The 17768-nt window shown below is 35.6% G+C and carries 17 protein-coding genes, 1 tRNA gene and 1 other RNA gene; 8 read left to right on the plus strand and 11 right to left on the minus strand.

Translation table 11 applies throughout. The features are described 5' to 3' along the window. From NZ579_04705 to NZ579_04715, 3 genes are all read right to left on the minus strand, one after another. On the minus strand, positions 1–206 hold a 206-nt coding region (locus tag NZ579_04705), incomplete at its 3' end, for a hypothetical protein (protein MCS7299246.1). 10 nt (positions 207–216) lie between these two features. Beyond that, positions 217–666, minus strand: coding sequence for a hypothetical protein (locus NZ579_04710; protein MCS7299247.1), 450 nt, complete (start codon positions 664–666; stop codon positions 217–219). 10 nt (positions 667–676) lie between these two features. Further along, a complete protein-coding gene (locus NZ579_04715; protein ID MCS7299248.1) occupies positions 677–1126 on the minus strand; it encodes a hypothetical protein in 450 nt (149 codons plus the stop codon). A 186-nt stretch (positions 1127–1312) separates the two neighbouring features. On the opposite strand from NZ579_04715, the gene NZ579_04720 reads away from it, so the two are divergent. Genes NZ579_04720 through NZ579_04735 form a run of 4 tightly spaced genes read left to right on the plus strand, consistent with a single transcriptional unit; the run spans position 1313 to position 5189 of the window. Continuing rightward, a complete protein-coding gene (locus NZ579_04720; GenBank protein ID MCS7299249.1) occupies positions 1313–2476 on the plus strand; it encodes a hypothetical protein in 1164 nt (387 codons plus the stop codon). 7 nt (positions 2477–2483) lie between these two features. After that, positions 2484–3443 (plus strand): 1-(5-phosphoribosyl)-5-[(5-phosphoribosylamino)methylideneamino] imidazole-4-carboxamide isomerase, encoded by a 960-nt coding sequence (locus tag NZ579_04725; protein ID MCS7299250.1) that lies wholly within the window; start codon positions 2484–2486, stop codon positions 3441–3443. Continuing rightward, positions 3412–4425 (plus strand): bifunctional riboflavin kinase/FAD synthetase, encoded by a 1014-nt coding sequence (locus NZ579_04730; protein MCS7299251.1) that lies wholly within the window; start codon positions 3412–3414, stop codon positions 4423–4425. Before NZ579_04725 ends, NZ579_04730 begins: the two co-directional genes overlap by 32 nt. Then, complete coding sequence (locus NZ579_04735; GenBank protein ID MCS7299252.1) at positions 4422–5189, plus strand: dihydroorotate dehydrogenase electron transfer subunit; 768 nt, start codon at positions 4422–4424, stop codon at positions 5187–5189. Before NZ579_04730 ends, NZ579_04735 begins: the two co-directional genes overlap by 4 nt. Positions 5190–5288: 99 nt before the next feature. Here the strand turns inward: NZ579_04735 and NZ579_04740 are convergent, their stop codons facing one another. Further along, a complete protein-coding gene (locus NZ579_04740) occupies positions 5289–6545 on the minus strand; it encodes an alpha-amylase family glycosyl hydrolase (protein ID MCS7299253.1) in 1257 nt (418 codons plus the stop codon). A gap of 29 nt (positions 6546–6574) precedes the next feature. After that, positions 6575–7402: a translation elongation factor Ts gene (tsf, locus tag NZ579_04745; protein MCS7299254.1), complete on the minus strand. Its 828-nt coding sequence runs from the start codon at positions 7400–7402 to the stop codon at positions 6575–6577. 142 nt (positions 7403–7544) lie between these two features. Here tsf and prfA point away from each other — a divergent pair, with 142 nt between their 5' ends. Further along, positions 7545–8645: a peptide chain release factor 1 gene (prfA, locus tag NZ579_04750; protein ID MCS7299255.1), complete on the plus strand. Its 1101-nt coding sequence runs from the start codon at positions 7545–7547 to the stop codon at positions 8643–8645. On the opposite strand, the gene NZ579_04755 is transcribed toward prfA, so the two are convergent. The 3 genes from NZ579_04755 to NZ579_04765 form a co-directional block, all read right to left on the minus strand. Continuing rightward, on the minus strand, positions 8616–9263 hold the full coding sequence (locus NZ579_04755; protein MCS7299256.1) for a hypothetical protein: 648 nt from the start codon (positions 9261–9263) through the stop codon (positions 8616–8618). The two genes, prfA and NZ579_04755, sit on opposite strands and share 30 nt — an antisense overlap. Positions 9264–9287: 24 nt before the next feature. Further along, entirely contained in the window at positions 9288–11717 is a 2430-nt protein-coding gene (locus tag NZ579_04760) for a lytic transglycosylase domain-containing protein (GenBank protein MCS7299257.1), read from the minus strand. A 183-nt stretch (positions 11718–11900) separates the two neighbouring features. Further along, positions 11901–12716 (minus strand): SPFH/Band 7/PHB domain protein, encoded by an 816-nt coding sequence (locus NZ579_04765; GenBank protein ID MCS7299258.1) that lies wholly within the window; start codon positions 12714–12716, stop codon positions 11901–11903. Positions 12717–12954: 238 nt separating this feature from the next. Here NZ579_04765 and NZ579_04770 point away from each other — a divergent pair. After that, positions 12955–13042 (plus strand) — tRNA-Ser (locus tag NZ579_04770). A gap of 2 nt (positions 13043–13044) precedes the next feature. Then, positions 13045–14073, plus strand: coding sequence for an N-acetyl-gamma-glutamyl-phosphate reductase (gene argC, locus NZ579_04775; protein MCS7299259.1), 1029 nt, complete (start codon positions 13045–13047; stop codon positions 14071–14073). Between the two features lie 38 nt (positions 14074–14111). Here argC and NZ579_04780 read toward each other — a convergent pair whose 3' ends face one another. After that, entirely contained in the window at positions 14112–14696 is a 585-nt protein-coding gene (locus NZ579_04780) for a hypothetical protein (protein MCS7299260.1), read from the minus strand. A gap of 84 nt (positions 14697–14780) precedes the next feature. Here NZ579_04780 and NZ579_04785 point away from each other — a divergent pair, with 84 nt between their 5' ends. Beyond that, positions 14781–15470, plus strand: coding sequence for a lytic transglycosylase domain-containing protein (locus tag NZ579_04785; GenBank protein ID MCS7299261.1), 690 nt, complete (start codon positions 14781–14783; stop codon positions 15468–15470). A 281-nt stretch (positions 15471–15751) separates the two neighbouring features. Here the strand turns inward: NZ579_04785 and rnpB are convergent. Next, an RNA gene (gene rnpB / locus NZ579_04790) (RNase P RNA component class A) lies at positions 15752–16074 on the minus strand. Beyond that, positions 16068–17759, minus strand: a complete 1692-nt coding sequence (gene ilvB / locus NZ579_04795) for a biosynthetic-type acetolactate synthase large subunit (protein MCS7299262.1) — start codon at positions 17757–17759, stop codon at positions 16068–16070. The genes rnpB and ilvB overlap by 7 nt, the downstream gene beginning before the upstream one ends. Positions 17760–17768: the final 9 nt, after the last annotated feature.

Genomic DNA, 17768 nt, shown 5'->3' on the forward strand with positions numbered 1-17768 from the left:
AGTAGTTTTATTTCACTTTTCAGTTCCTGGAACTCTGATCTTACTTCGCTTTTATCCGCTTTGGTTTCTGTTTTATCGTCAAGAGTTTTGTAGACATCGTCATAGATAACTTCTGCTACAGTTTCAATCTGATCTTCTGAGAGAGTATCCTTGAGAGACTTCTTGAGTTTCTGCTTTATTTCTTCCTTTGTTATCACAACTGGCATATCCAACCTCCTAGGAGTTGAAGATTCTCAATAGAACTATGATAGTAGATAGAAACCCCATCCACGGAGAGACTATCCAGATAAGTAGGTTTATCTTCTTGTTCATATCCTCAAATCGCTTGTTCATATCCTCAAATCGCTTGTCAATGTAGTGAATGAGGTCTTCAAATCTTTTATCAATTGCTTCGAACCGCTTATCGACTGCTTCAAACCTTTTGTTTATCATCTCAAATCCAATCTTCATAGTTTCGGCGAGTAGTTTTATTTCACTTTTCAGTTCCTGGAACTCTGATCTTACTTCGCTTTTATCCGCTTTGGTTTCTGTTTTATCGTCAAGAGTTTTGTAGACATCGTCATAGATAACTTCTGCTACAGTTTCAATCTGATCTTCTGAGAGAGTATCCTTGAGAGACTTCTTGAGTTTCTGCTTTATTTCTTCCTTTGTTATCACAACTGGCATATCCAACCTCCTAGGAGTTGAATATTCTCAATAGAACTGTGATGGTTGATAGAAGCCCCATCCACAGAGAGACTATCCAGATAAGTAGGTTTATCTTCTTGTTCATATCTTCAAACCGCTTGTTCATATCCTCAAATCGCTTGTCAATGTAGTGAATGAGGTCTTCAAATCTTTTATCAATTGCTTCGAACCGCTTATCGACTGCTTCAAACCTTTTGTTTATCATCTCAAATCCAATTTTCATAGTTTCGGCGAGTAGTTTTATTTCACTTTTCAGTTCCTGGAACTCTGATCTTACTTCGCTTTTATCCGCTTTGGTTTCTGTTTTATCATCAAGGGTTCTATAGACATCGTCATAGACTACCTCAACTACTACCTCAATCTGGTCTTCTGAAAGAGTGTCTTTTAGTGACCTTTTGAGTTTATCTCTTATCTCCTCTTTGGTTATCGTTGCTGGCATTACCTTCTCCCTAAGAAAATATAACAAACGAATGTTGTTGTTTTCAACAAGTCCAGTTATAAATAGGTAATATGTGAAGTTAATGACGAAATAATCTCAGATTTTTGGACTTTAATTTACTAACACACAGACTTATCTATAGAGGTAATTGTCACTGTCAGAAATGTATTATTTATAATAACTACTATGCGAGATTGTGTTGTTATCACTATACCTCCTATTAACCTAGCAAATTTCTTGTCGTTATCAGAGGATAGAAGTTTTCACGAGATTTATGTTGCCGGCAGATTTAAGGTAATAGATTGGCTAATAGGTAATTTTGAAAGGTTAGGAATTGAAGATTTTGTTGTTATAACTAACAATCCATCAGTTAAAGAACACATAATCTTGTCTTGGGATAATATAAGGTTTGTCTTGCTTATAAAGGTTGAGGATTACTTCAAGTTTGATTATGCTAACTTCGGTGTAGGACAATATATTAGGCAGTTTTCAAACAGTGATAGGAATTACTTTGATTTAGAGAACTTTCTGTATCAAAACTACAAAAAAGTTTTCTGGGCTATCGGATACCCAATATGGTTTCCGCTTGATGATTACTATCACGATATAAGGAACTTGTCAGTTGGTCTTATGTATTCAAGGATAGGCAATATACAGTATTACCATACTGGTGTATTCTCACAGAGATACTTCTCTGAACTTTTTGAAGCGATAAAGAATGAAACCTTCAATACTTTCATTCAGTTATACAAGGAACACAACTCTTACGAGGTTAAGTATTTCATCTTCTACCCATTCTCAAATCTAAAGGAATACTTTAAGATGAACTTGAGTATATTGGATATTAAAATCATAAATGAGTTTGAAGTAATATTCGGTAAGTATCCGATAAGGTCTAAATCAAGATACCTTAACCCTGCTGTTATAGGAAGACATGGTAAGTTTATAAACTCTCTGATAGGTGATGAATCGTTTGTGGATGGCGTAGTAGAAAATAGTATAGTATGCCCAAATGTGAGGATTGAAAAGGATACTAAGGTTAGGAATGCGATAATATACCCTGGCAACTGGATAGGTAAAGGAGTGGAGATGAATAATGTAGTCATTGATGAGACTACGATATCTTTGAAGTTTGCTAACATATCTGATGAGTGCGTTCTGGGAGGTAAAGGATTAGGTGCTCCTAATACAAGATACCCTTCTATTATGAATTTTGATGCTACACTGATAGGTAAAAATGTCATACTTCCTAGAAAGACACAGGTTAGTTTGAATGCTTATATTCCATCAAACATTGATGTAAGCAAACTGAAACTAGGAAAACATATAAAGAGTAGCACAGTCTTTTGAGGTAGTTATGAAGTTAGTTATACCTGCGATTGACATATACGAAGGAAAGGTTGTAAGGCTTACAAAAGGGGACTTCTCTCAACAAACCGTGTATTCTGAAAATCCACTTGAATTTGTAAAATTCTTTGTATCAAAGGGCTTCAAGAGAATACACATTGTTGACTTGAACGCTGCTAAAACTGGTGAGATTAAAATACTAGGCTTGCTCAAGGAGATAAAGAAGGAACATCCAGAAACTATCATTCAGTTTGGTGGTGGCGTTAGGTCTTACAATACCGCACTAGAACTAGTAAATATAGGTGTGGATTTTGTTGTCATAGGGACGATGTTTGTTAAAAATCCAGAAGAGTTTAGAAGAGTTATAAAAGATTTTAGGCAAAAGGTAATACTGTCATTGGATGTTAATTCAGAAACAGTTGTGATACAAGGTTGGCAGTCGCAAACAAATGTCTCAATAAAAGAAGGGATTGAGAGAGCATTGAAAACAGGTGTTTTAAGAATAATGATTACTGATACAACTAGAGATGGAACTCTTTTAGGACCTGATATAAACTTCATAAAATCTCTTTTAGACACGGTTAAAAGTGTTTATATGAGTATCTTGATAGACGAAATTATTAATACTGAAACTTTCAGAAATACGCTAAATCAAGGTATTGATATGATCACTAGAAGTATAAACAGTTTTATGGATACTCTAAAGAGTAAGTATTCTGGGAGCTATGAGTTGAAACAGAAGATTGAGGAGTATGATAAAAGCCTAAGTGAATACAAAGAATCTCTAAAAGACTCCATTCCTTGGGGAGTGTTACTTAAAAAGTATCCAAAACCTTTAGTCATAGTTTCTGGCGGGATTTCTAGCGATGTTGATATTGAGGAGATAATGGAAATAGATAATGGTTTTCTTGAAGGAATAGTTGTGGGGAAGAGTATATATGAAGGGAGAATATCATCATTCAACAGATAGAAATATTCTTGATAGGACAGGTTTATTCTTCACTCCTACGAAAATGGAAGTAATTAGGGATATAAGAAAGATACCTAGAATGAAAAGGACTGCACTGTCAATAGGTGTTTTTGACGGAGTTCATATAGGTCATAGGAAGATAATTACTAGTTCAAAGGAGAAATCAATATGTTCAAAGAAAGATGATTCTGAGTGTTATGTATGTGTTTTAACATTCCAAAATCACCCTGACTGGTTAAGGACAAAAACAATATCACCTAGGCTTATATCGCCTCCTTACTACAAGCTTGAGGTCTTTGAAAAAGAATTTAACATTGATAAAACATTTTTCATAAAATTTTCACCTGCAATTCAGAGGATGGAACCTGAAGAGTTTATAGAACTTCTAGTCTCAAAAATAGACCAACTTGATATTTTCGTTGGATACAACTTTAGGTTTGGATATCAAGCAAAAGGTGATACTGATTTTCTAATAAGGAATGCAACGAAATTTGGATATAGACCATTCATAGCGGATGAGATAACATATAACGGGTTTAAGGTTAGTAGCACCAACATAAGGAGATTGATACACAGTGGTGATATAGATCTAGCAAACCAATTACTTCAAAGGAGGTTTTTCTTGGAGAGTAAAGTTATAAAAGGAAAGGGACTTGGCAAGGAAATAGGTTTTCCAACTGCAAACATAAGGAGTAGGGTTCAGATTTATCCGCCCTCTGGTGTCTATGGAACTGTAACTGAAGTTGACGGAAATAAGTATAAGAGTGTCACACATGTCGGAGAATCGTTTGCGTTCGGTGGAGATCCTGGTGATGTTGAGACACACATAATAGATTTTGAAGGAGATATTTATAACAAGAGAATAAGAGTCCACTTTTGTAAATTTCTAGGTGAAACTAAATTTGTAAGTTCTCTTAACGAACTAAGAAAAGTCATAAAAGAATATGTTGATATGTGGAGAAATGAGGAGGTTGAGATTTGATAATAAGAACACAAAAGATATTTGATGAAGAGTGCTTAATAACTAATATACAAACTCTTGGTGGGTATTTTGAGATTACCTTTGAGTCAGGTAACATATCAAGTAGCATTCTTCCTGGACAATTTGTAAATGTGAAATTGAGGGCTCCCCTTATAAGAAGACCATTTACACTATTTGACAAGACGAATGGAAAGTTTTCAATACTAGTTAAGGTTGTTGGTGTAGGAACAGAGGAACTTTCAAGGATGAAAGTAGGTCAGAGTTTAAGTATTCTTGGACCTTTAGGAAACTCTGTGTTTGATTTTGGGCTTCAAGAAGAGGATAGTATAGATCTCGTTGCAGGTGGGGTAGGGATAGCGAATATGCTCATAGTCGCTAAGTATTTGAGAAGCGAGGGTAGAAAAATTAGGTTATTCTGGGGTGTTAGAACAAAAGATGAGTATTTTGAAAAAGATTTTGAATACTTTGATGAAATCTTTATAAGTTCTAACGATGGTAGTATAGGTGAGAGGGGGTTTATAACGCAAGTCTTTGAAAGACATTACGAGGGTGGGGTAGTGTATGCTTGCGGTCCTATGCCTATGCTCAGTGCTCTTTCAAGATTACCTAAACTTGATGCAAGTAGAACCATACTCTCTCTTGAGACATTTATGGGATGTGGAATTGGTATATGTTACGGATGTAATGTGAGAACGAGAGATGATGGATATATACTAGTTTGTAAAGAAGGTCCTAATATCCTACTAAAAAACATACTGGTCTAACATCTTTGTGTTATCTATCAAGAATATAAATCTAAGAAAATCATTCAAGTGAAATTTATTGAGATATGTATTCTTTTGTTACAAGAAGACTTCAAGGTTTTAGTGTATTCTATTGACGAAGACTTTTATACCTGCTCTCGGTATCTCAACTTCGTAGAACCTTGGCACTACTATGTTATACATCACATCAATTACATCATAATAGCCCATAACCTGTGTGAAGTCAATGTATCTTTTCACTTTACGACTGGTGTTTCTATTCACTACGAACATAGCTACCTGATCCGTGTATTTACCTCGTTTTATGAACATACTTACATCATCATCTATACTGACGAATTCTACGGACTTACCTTCCTCTCTAAGAATCTGGTGTTTTGATTTAACATCTATAACATATCTTATAAACTTTGAGATATCGTAGGATGGTATCTCCCAGTCATTCGGTGTTGTTGAAACAACATCAAGTTTTTTCTTAAAACCAAATTCAAATCCAACGGGTATCATAACACCTTCATTTATGAAGGCTGTGAATATGAACCTCTGCTTTATTCTCATTAGATCCTCTTCATATTCTTCCGATATTCTTGGGGTATCGTGAGACTCTGGGAATGCTACTGATGATGAGTATCTAGCAAAGATAGGATACTGTTCTACAAACCATGATTCAGTATAGTTCCACCATTTTGCACTACTGAATACATAGTCAAACCCTGACTTCGTAACTTCAACATTCTTGTCAAAAGGACCTCCAAGTATTTCTGCCATAAACTTGACATCCGGCTTCTTTGACTTTGCAGATTTTATTACAAACTCCCATAGTTCAGTAGGAACATTGTATGCATAATCACACCTAAAACCATCAACTCCAAGTTCTATATACCACTCTACCAGATCCTTCCAATAATTCCAAAGGTTTATCTTATCAGGAGAACCTTCATTATCTATCTCCGCAAGATCTCCCCACTCAACCCAGATGCCATTATCCCAAGCGCCTGGTCTTTTTACATCTCCATCTTCTCTCAGTTTATACCAATTCTTGTGTTTCTCAATTAACACAGAGTCAATAGCAGTGTGATTGAGTATTAAGTCAACCATTACTTTCATACCTTTTATCTTGCATTCTTTTATAAAGTTTCTGAATTGGTTTTCCGGTGACTCTTTTGAATTCTTATCAACAAATAATGGATTAAACTTGTAATGGTCCTTTACTGAATACAAGCTACCAGAAAACCCAGGATAAGAGACAGGGTTTATGTATATCCAATCCACACCTAGTTCCTTTATTCTATCAAGGTCCTCTATCCACTTGCTAAAAGGTCCATAAATTCTAGGAAACAGATTATAGACAAACATTTATTATCCTCCCTATACAACAAGTTTTTCTACCCTCCAATTTGAAACCGATAAAACTTAACAATCTCAAAGTCCCGTGATTTTCTTTTCTTGTAGTCATTTATAAAATCCTTAACCTTTTTCTCACCTTTTTCATCTTTTATGAATGTTTGTTCATAGAGGCATATCTCGGAATATAGCTTTGATAGTTTACCTTGCGCTGCTTTTTCGGCTATGTTTTCAGGTTTGCCAAGTTCAACAAATTCTTTGATGTATTCTTTTTTCTTTTCCTCAACAAACGAAGGATCAAGATCTTCAACCTTGACAACCTGTGGTCCCATCGCAGCAACCTGTAAAGATATATCGTGTAGCAATGCTATAGCCTCGTTATCAGAAGTGTCAATCTTACCCTCAACAACAACACCAAGCTTATCTCCATGCTGGTAGGTGTCAAAAGTATTACCTTCCGTAAGTTTGAATATTTCCCATCTCTTCACGACTATGTTCTCTCCAAACTTCATAACTGCTTCTTTTCTACTATTCTCAATTTCATCATTTGTAGATGTTATGTTCTTTTGGAATATTGTTTTTGCTAGATTTTTAACGAATAGTCTAAACTCTTCGTTTCTTGCTACGAAGTCCGTTTCACAATTGACTTCTAATATGATACCCTTGTCTTCTTCTATATGTATGTAAATCAGACCTTCGTTCGCCTGTCTTTCTGATTTTTTCTCCGCTGCTGCGAAACCTTTCTCTCTAAGTATTTTCACTGCTCTCTCAATATCACCTTTACTCTCCTCTAGAGCTTTCTTACAGTCCATCAATCCTGCTCCTGTTCTATCTTTTAGTTGCTTTACCAGTTCCATATTTATAGCCATAAAGAGCCTCCTAAATTTTCAAAAGATTATAAAATATGAATAAAAGGTCTTTCAAAAAGGTTTATCTGAAGCTAATAAATTCCAAAATTTGAGAGTCATAGTATTTGAGAGTGAAATTTGAATTTGTATAATATTAATTGGTATGTCAAAGTTTCTTAAGACACTAGAGGCTTACTACAACAGACACAAAGAACTTGAAGAAAAGATATCATCAATGGATCCAACAAAAAAACTAGAAGAGTATTCAAAATCTCTTAAAGAGATGAAGAAACTTGAAGATTATGTTAATCTGTATAAGAGATTAAAGAAAGTGGTTGATATCATAAGCGAAGCAAAGAATGTAATTCAAACTTCTGATGATGAAGAACTGATAGAAATTGCTAAGGAGGAAGTTGCAAAGAATGAAGAAGAACTCAAACGCCTTGAGGAAGAAGCAGAAAACTTACTCCTCTCAACTGATGAGGATGCTAGGAATGTGATAGTTGAGATAAGGGCAGGTGCTGGAGGAGAAGAAGCAGCTCTTTTTGTAGCAGATCTATTTAGACTGTATTCAAAGTTTGCGGAGAAAAAAGGTTGGAAAGTTCAAGTTGCAGATTACAATGAGACTGGTCTTGGTGGATTTAAGGAGATAATATTCACAATCTCTGGTAAGATGGCTTATAAGTATATGAAGTTTGAGAGTGGTGTTCATAGGGTTCAGAGAGTTCCGATAACAGAAGCAAGCGGAAGAATACATACATCAACTGCAACAGTGGCAGTTCTACCTGAAGCAGAAGAGACAGACATATCCATAGACCCAAAAGATATTGAAATTCAGACTTTCAGAGCAGGAGGTAAAGGAGGACAACACGTCAATAAGACTGAGTCAGCAGTCAGAGTAATACATAAGCCAACAGGTATAGTTGTTCAGTGTCAAGATGAGAGATCCCAAATTCAAAACAGAGAGAGAGCGTTAAGTATCTTAAGGTCAAAACTCCTACAACTAGAGAAGGATAAGCAGAAACAACAGGAGGACTCCCAAAGAAGAGCCCAAATAGGAACAGGTGAAAGAGCAGAGAAGATAAGAACTTACAACTTCCCCCAAAACAGAGTAACAGACCATAGGATAAATATGACAATCTATAACCTATCAAGTTTTATGGAAGGAGAAATAGATGAGATGATAGAACAACTTATAGCAGAAGAAAAGAGAAGAATGCTTGATGAAAAATCTCTAAAGACACAAGTTGAGGATAACTCTTAAACCGGTCGGTTGGAATACTGGTGATCCTTCTAAATTAACTCCTTCGTAAGAGTAAGAGTTAGGAAATGCGTAAGAGAAATAACTTTTGATGAAAACATTTCTAAAAGCAATTAGATTAAATCCTACACCTAATGATACAGTCCTAGAATGGATATCTTTAACATAACCTACTGTTATGAAATTCTGAAAATTAAATTGATTGTAGAATTTTAAGGTAGAATTATCTACGGATACTACAATTGAAGGTCCTAAGTAGAAATAATCTCTTACTATGGTGAATACATAAGATATGGAGAAAACATACATATCTACATAATCCATAACTTTGTTGTTATTAAAGTTAATCTCATTTCTAGGTAAAATTTTTGAGAGATAGTCAAACATTAGGACAACTCCTCTTGATGCGAAACCTATATTGAAACCGATCAGAAATCTATTGTTGTCTATATTCGGGCCTATGCTATTTTCAGGACCAAAGTGGTATGTATAGCCTCCAGAAATACCTAAAATAGCCTTTGAAAAAGCTTCCTCATCTCTCAAGGATTGAACATCTTCGTCCTGAGCAAAGCAGAAAGAAGCGAACAGTAAGATAAGAAAAGCAACAATAATGTTTTTCATAGTAGGAAAGTATGATTAAGGTTTTTAGTCATTTTCAACATCGTCGTAGGTATCTTCTTTTTCTTCAATGCCGAGCCTTTCTTGAAGGGATTGTATTTTTAACTTGAGTTCCTCAAGGTTTTTGGTGTCGTTTACGTCAAATTCCTTCTTTACTATATCAAAATTGTATATTGATGAATAGACATTGTAATACTTGACAACTCTCTTTATATAATTCCTTGTCTCTCTAAACGCTAGGAATTCTGAAAATATGATGCTATCGTCTTCTGAAAGTCTATACTTTCGTTTAGTTTTCGTAAACACTCTTGGACCTCCGTTATATGCGGAAATAGCATGGTTTAGATCACCATACGACTCAAGCAACATTGACAGATAGGCGGTTCCAAGAAGTATATTTAGGTCAGTTCGGAATAAATCAACTCTACTGGATAAAACTTCTTTCATTTCAAGTTTTCTAGCAACTAGCTTACCGGTGCTATATAGAACTTGCATAAGCCCTATTGCTCCTGCTCTTGAGTATGCGCCTTCTTGGAAAAAGCTCTCTTGTTTCATAACAGCGTATATCAAGTTAGGATCGACCCCGAACCTTTCGGCAGAGTATATCACATCCGATACATAAGGTATAGGATACAGAACTTCTTGAATGCTAAAAGGTAAGAACTTTGAGTATCCGTCTACAAATTTATTTGCTGTTATGTTATTCCCCTCGTTGTAGATACCTCTTGTTATCTTCATCTCAAGTCTGTTTCTCATAACAACAACATAGGAGAATATATTGGAGAACCCCTTATACACGAGTTTATTTCTTATCATTCTGCTAATCACTATATAGTCATCAGAAAGTCTATAGAATATGTCTCTCAGTTTGGATTTTTCAATTCTGTCAATACTATCAATGATCTGATATGGTATATCTAAAAGAAATGGATTTAAATCCTTCGTATTGTGAAACACGAATGATTTATAGGTTTCCGTATTCTCTCTGTCAAAGTCAAATAATATCTTGGCAATATTTACTTTCTCCGTATTTTGAACTGTAGGATACACAAAATTATTGTAGTAAGACTTTATGTGTCTATCCGAAGCAATTTCACTTATCCTTCTAGTGGATAGAAAGTTGTAATATCCAGATGGTACAGAGTAAGATGACTTCTCGTAGAACAGGATAGCATTATTTGTATCACCTAACGTTTCATGAGCATATCCTCTGAAAAAGAAGAACCTATCAACATCCCTTAATGTAAATTCCGATGGATCTATAACTTGGTTTTCTGAACCAGGGTATATTTCAGATATTGTCTTGTAATTTTTGTTTAGTATTAACTTGTCAATGACCTTGGATGCTATGAAATATCTTCTAGTATCGTTGTATGGACCTAACATGTTCAAAAACTCAACTGCTTTATCTAAATTATGGTTCATATAATGTATTACTAATGATTTTAATAGAGCTTTTCTATCATCACCTACAGATTCATCAATTTGTTTTTCATATCTGTATGGTTCAAAGACAATACTTTCAAATCTTCCAGATAGATAGGATCTAGCCAATGTTTTCCAACCTTTTACTTTAAGCATCTTTAGTTCAAGCAAAACCTCGGCGATAAATGAAGGTCCAAGTCCTGAAAGATGTGCTACTTTGACTGCTTCTTCGTAGAACTTGTAGTCAACAAGTTCAAAAACTATCTCTCTAATTGCTTTCTTCTCTTCATCGCTCAAGTTGTCCATGCTATACTTATTTAAATGAACAAAATAATCAACTACATATCTTATGTAGTCATACTTGTGTGTAAAGTCAAAAATTACAAGGTTTCTTATGAGTTTAATAGAACCAGTTCTGTCTCCGCTATCCAATTGAAGAATAGCTTTTGATACTGTGTATATAGGGCTATATACATTAGCTTTTAGGTTCTCGTAAATTTTTATGTATTCCCTTGCCATCTGGATATTCCCTGAACTTATGTTAGCCTCTACTATCTTTAGTAGAACTTCGTCATAAATGCTAGTGTTTGAAATGGAGTAGAGTAATTTCAGTGCCTCGCCATACCTGCCAAGTTTCATAAGTATATCAGCGTAGACAAGGCCAATATCTGCTTTGTATGGAGATGAGAATGGTGTTGAGTTGTATGCTTTAGAAACACTTGCTAAAGACGATACCTTTACATCTTTTCTAGGAACTAGTATAGACATCCTTTTATATACTCTTCGTCCCCTGAAATCTCTCATTCTTTTAGCGACTCTCTTGGTATCAAAGTAAGCATTTTTATAGACTTGAACTAGTTTATCAAGGTCTTCAATATTATTTAGGGGTTCGTATTTCTGAAATGAGAACTTGCTTAGATTTACAGCATAGTCATATGTGCTTTTAGTAACTACCTTATCGGGAAGGTTCATCTGCGAGAATAGAAATACAAAAACAAAAGCCCCCAAACCTCTCTTAAAGTAGTCAGCCATATTCAAAACCTCTTAGAAATTTTCGGTAATAACAACTTGACCTCAATATTTACCAAGGATAGCATAAACGAACAAGATAAGTTTGTATAAGTACATATACCTGATCCTATTCCTACTTGCGTTATTCTTGAGGCTACTTGAATAACTTCTTTCATTTCAGTTCCAAAAATATAGATCCAAGCGTTAATTTTTGGAACCTAGTAGTTTCTTTACAGTATCCTGTATGTCTGTAGGTATAAAAAGTATAGTTGTATTATTTGACTTGGCTATTTCCTTGATAGCGTTTACATACTCCTTCGCTATGAAATACATCATGGATGCCATTCCACCTTCTATTATAGCTTGTGTAACAAATCTTATTGAGTTCGCATCTGCTTGTGCTAGTCTCTCCCTTGCTTCAGCTTCTCTTTGAGCTGCTTCCTTCAAAGCCTCTGCTTGAAGTATGGTAGCACGCTTCTCCCTTTCTGCTTTCATCTGAAGCGTCATAGCATTTTGTATATCCGCCGGTGGTGATATATCCTTTATCTCAACTCTTGTTATTTTTGTTCCCCACTCATCTGTAGCCATGTCTAACTCTCTTCCTAGTTCCTCGTTTATTTGGGCTCTTGAAGATAAACTCTCATCCAAGGTTAGCTTACCCATTATTGACCTTAGATTAGTCATAGTAAGTTGTTCAATAGCTCTATTAAGGTTTGTAACACCATAAGCTGCTTTTTTGGGGTCTATTACTTTGTAGAATACAACAGCATCAACCTCAACAGTAGCATTGTCCTTGGTAATTATTGTCTGTTTTGGTAAGTCTAAAACCTGTTCCATAACATTTATTTTGTAAGAAATTTGATCAAAAACAGGCATTATTAGGTTTAAACCAGGTTGCAAAACCTTGTTGAATCTACCAAATCTTTCAACCACGTAATTGTACCCCTGCGGAACTGTTTTCAAGCCAGTTATCACTATTATTGCAACTGCAGAAAGTATTACTATTATGAATATCTCCATAATATACTTGACCTCCTTGAGTATAAAAAATAAATCCCTGTATGCTCTTATTTCAACTAGACACAGAAAATGTTAGTAAATACTAATCCCCATTAGGTGAGAAGTTATTCTAGGCTTTTTGCTTGCCACTTCAGTTCTGGATAGCGTTCATAATTACAAAATTTAGACTTTGATTACTATATTCTAACTGACTTTGCCTTGGTAGAAAGTAGTAGTTTATAATCTTATTTGAAAAATCGGAGAGGTGCCAGAGCGGACGATTGGGACAGACTCGAAATCTGTTGTCCTCCTTCGGGGGACCGCGGGTTCAAATCCCGCCCTCTCCAATATGGATAAAATAAGGGTAGGTATAGTTGGTGCTAGTGGATATACTGGTTCAGAACTCATCAGAATCCTACAAAGGCACAGATATGTAGAGATTTCATTCATTACCTCAAGAACACTCGTAGGAGAGAGAATATCAAAGGTATTTCCAGAGTTTCAAGGTCTGAACCTAACATTTTCCAATACCGAAGAAGTCTCAAAAAGGTTGTCTTCAAGCGATGCAGACATTGTATTCCTTACACTACCTCACGAACCAGCTATTGAATTTGTAAATATCATCCATTCAAATAACATTAAAGTCATTGACTTAAGTGCATCTTATAGGTTTAAGAACAAAGGTATTTTTGAAGACACATATAAGATTCATCATCCTTATCCAAATTTACTTGAGAAGTCTGTCTGGGGACTTACTGAAATGTTTAGGAATGAAATAAAGAATACTAGCATAGTTGGAAATCCTGGTTGCTACCCGACGAGTGTCTCACTTGGACTGATGCCGTTAAAAGAGATAAAAGATAAGATAAATCTGAATGATATAGTTATAGACGCAAAGTCTGGTATCTCCGGTAAAGGTAAGAAGGTATCGGAAGATTCAATATTCGTTGAACACAATGAAAACTTCTACGCATACGGGCTACCATTTCATAGACACACACCTGAAATTGAGCAGTTTATAGATTTCAATTTTGGAATGAAGGTAAAAGTAACATTCATTCCTCAAGTTGTTCCTATGGATAGGGGAATATTTTCAACAATATACATCCAAGCAGAAGGAGTAAATCAAAAGATGTTAAATGACCTCTATGTTTCATATTATGAAAACGAGTATTTCGTTAAGGTTATTGAAGACATACCTCAAACTAAATGGGTTTCAAACACAAACAATTGTTTCATAAATGTTAGATACCTCGATAGGACTGGAAAGATTGTGATATTTTCAGTGATAGACAACCTCGTCAAGGGAGCGTCAGGACAGGCAGTTCAGAATATGAATGTAATCTTCGGATTTGACGAAAAAGAAGGACTAGTGTAGTAGATTTTTCTCAATCTTAACTATTCAAAAACATAGGTTTAATACTTAGTTCTAACTTGTTTGTTTGTGTTTGTTATGACTGATATTCTATAGAACTGTTTTCTATAAACACTGTTTGCGTAATCAACCAGTTGCTTTGCCTTTGAGTAGTCGGACTTAAAGAGTATGAGTTTAGACAGATTTGATATTGCCTCTTGTAAGTTTTCATACGACATAACTTCGTTATTCAGCAACGAATATGAGACAGAGAGAGAGGTTAAGAGTTCTATGTAGTTCAGCGTGTAAATGTTCTTTTTATCGGACTTTTTATACACTTTCAAGGCATTTGTGCCATAATATAGTGATAATTCAGGAATGCCTCTTAAGGAGTATATGAGAGACATTCTAGCGAGTGACACAAAATCTTCGGGGAACTTTTCTAGGACGATCTCATAATATTTCATAGATGCAACCTTTGAACTTTCAAAGACCATGTCTGCTATTGCTCTGTACCTAATATGCTCCTCGTATTCACTAACTTTGTCCTCGTCAATTGGAATACCGTTTATGTAAATTTTTTTTGCCAGAGAGATAGAGACGATTAGGAAGACAAAAAGGAAAACTAGGACTATTTTTTTCATCATAATTATTGTCGTCATATTTTTGGGATCCATAATTTTAAGACAGTAAAAATTTGAATTTTTTTAAGTAATTACGATACTTAAGGTATGGTGGAAGGTGTATCTTCTATTTACTCAAGAATTAGGTCAATATACGATAGGATTAACGAGATACAAAGACAAATAGGTTCTGTTTATTCCACCATAAATTTAAACAGCGTTCAGAGAACATATAATTATCAGGTACAGCAAGAGAGTAGTCAAGCGAATCAAGGTAAAACATTTCAGGATGTTTTAAACGAAGTTATTCTTGAGAGTAAGAGTTCCGATAGTGATAACAAGGTTAATATTCTTTCAAAGACAGAAAGTTCTTGGAAGGAAGTTTTACTGAGTACATCGGAAAGTAGAGATAACAAGTTTGATGAAATAATAGAAGAAGCGTCAAAAAGATATGATCTTCCTAAAGAGTTGATAAAAGCCGTTATAAAAGCAGAGTCAAACTTTAATCCGATAGCGATATCACCAAAAAATGCAATGGGACTTATGCAACTTATACCTTCAACTGCGATGGAGATGGGAGTTGAAGATGTTTTTGATCCATTCCAAAACATTATGGGAGGAACGAAGTATTTAAGAAAAATGCTTGATAGATTTAACGGAAATCTATTCTTAGCACTTTCTGCCTATAATGCTGGTCCTGAAAGAGTTTCTAGGTCAGGAGGGATACCAGATATTGAAGAAACGAAGGATTATGTTGATAGAGTTATAAGATTTTACAAAGAGTATTCTACTAGGTAGTATCAAATATTTGACTCTAACTTCCATTATTTATTAAAGTGATGTCATATTCTTCCTATTTTCAGTAGGATTAGAGTTGGTTATTACAAAAGGTTTTGATTTGCTTAACTACCTTGAAGAGTTAGCAAGGTATGAATATGTTTATTATTTTGTATTTTTAAAGCAGTGATGGTAAATCTATTAAAAATCTGTAAATAATGGTTTATGAGGTTATTGAAAAGTTAGGAATTTAGTTAATCCTATTAGTAAATATAGTTCAGAGTCTTGTAGTTTTGAAGATTAAGTGGCGTAGGGATATACCCCGGATTCTGTTATTGAGGTCATCTATCTCTAGCACCGACTTGCGAAGGTGCTTCTGCCTTCTACCCGTGGTATAGGTGTAGCATATCCTACTACCACTGCTTGAAGTTGTATCTTTAGAGGCAGCCAGACACTTAACCTCACGGCTAAGCCGGTGAGCTCTTACCTCACCCTTTCACCCTTACCAGTAGAGACTGGCGGTCTAGTTTCTGTGACTAACCTCTACAATACTGGTTCTTCACCAGTAAAGATGCTACATCTATCCGGAAGTTCCTCTCCGAAGAGCGACCTCTATCCCTACGCCATTGCTTCTATCATCTCCATAAGTCCTCTTCCAGCAGGAACCATAGGCAATACATTCTCTTCTTTCTCAACCCATACATCTAGAAGGAAAGGACCTTTGTGTTGAAGCATCGTTGATATTGCACTCTTTAATTCGCTAGGCTTTTCAACTCTCAAACCTTTGATGTTATAAGCATCAGCGAGCTTGACAAGGTCAGGTAAATATTGGTTTTCAGATAAACCGAGAAACACGGATGAGTATCTTTTACCATAAAACAGTTCTTGCCATTGTCTAACCATTCCTAGATAGAAGTTATTCATTATGATGATTTTGACTGCTAGGTTGTATTCAGAAACCGAAGCTAGGTCCTGTAGAGACATTTGGAAAGCACCATCTCCAACGACTGCAATCACCTCGGCGTCAGGTTTAGCAACTTTAGCTCCTATACCAGCAGGGAATGCATATCCCATAGCTCCAAGACCACCAGAACACAGCCATGTTCTTGGGTACTTGAACTTGTAATACTGGGCTACCCACATAAGATGCTGACCAACATCCGCAGTTACTATTGCATTACCATAAGTCATATCTGAAAGCACTTCAACAAGGTATTGCGGTTTTATAACACTTTCACTACTATTATACCTCAATGGATGCTCTCTCTGCCATTCGCTTATCTGTCTGAGCCAATCTTCGGTATCTAACCTATCAACTAAAGGTATGAGATCCTTTAGAACTTCTTTAACATCACCTACGATAGGAACATCAACAACAACATTCTTACTTATAGAAGAAGGGTCAATGTCTATATGTATTTTAACAGCGTTTGGAGCGAATGTTTCAACTTTTCCTGTAACTCTATCGTCAAACCTAGCACCTATCGCTATCAAAACATCGCAATTGCTTACAGCATAATTCGTAGCAACACTTCCATGCATTCCTAGCATACCAAGGTTAAGTGGATGTTTTGAATCTATAGCTCCAAGTGCCATGAGAGTGGTTGTAACAGGAGCATTCAACTTTTCTGCTAATTCTACCAACTCTTTTGATGCATTTGAAGTGATAACTCCTCCACCACAGTATATTATTGGTCTTTTTGATCTCTTTATAACTTCTACTGCTTTCTTTATCTGTATCGGATGTCCTTTGTATTGGGGTTTGTAGCTCTTTATATCAACCTGATCTGGATAGTTGAATTCGGTCTCCATTACTTGAACATCTTTAGGCAGGTCAATCACGACAGGTCCAGGTCTTCCTGAATTCGCTATATAATATGCTGCTTTCACCGTCCATGCTAAATCTTCAACTCTCTTTACTATTCTATTCCATTTTGTTATAGGTCTCGTTATACCGGTTGTATCAACTTCTTGAAAAGCATCACTACCTATCATAGAAGTAGACACCTGACCGGATATGACAACAATAGGTATAGAATCCATGTACGCACTAGCAATACCAGTAACGGTGTTGGTAGCTCCCGGGCCGCTTGTAACAATTGCTGTTCCGGGATGGCCAGTTACTCTAGCATAACCATCCGCAGCAAAAGCTGCATTCTGTTCATGTCTTACAAGATATACTCTTATATCTTTTTCTTTGTAAAGTTCATCAAACGTAGGTAATATAGCACCACCAGGATAACCAAAGACTATATTCACACCCTCTTTTTTGAGAGACTCAAGGAGTATCTTCGCACCAGAAAGTTTCATACAATTCCT

This window comes from Spirochaetota bacterium, assembly GCA_025061835.1.
Taxonomy (GTDB): Bacteria; Spirochaetota; Brevinematia; order DTOW01; family DTOW01; genus SKYB106.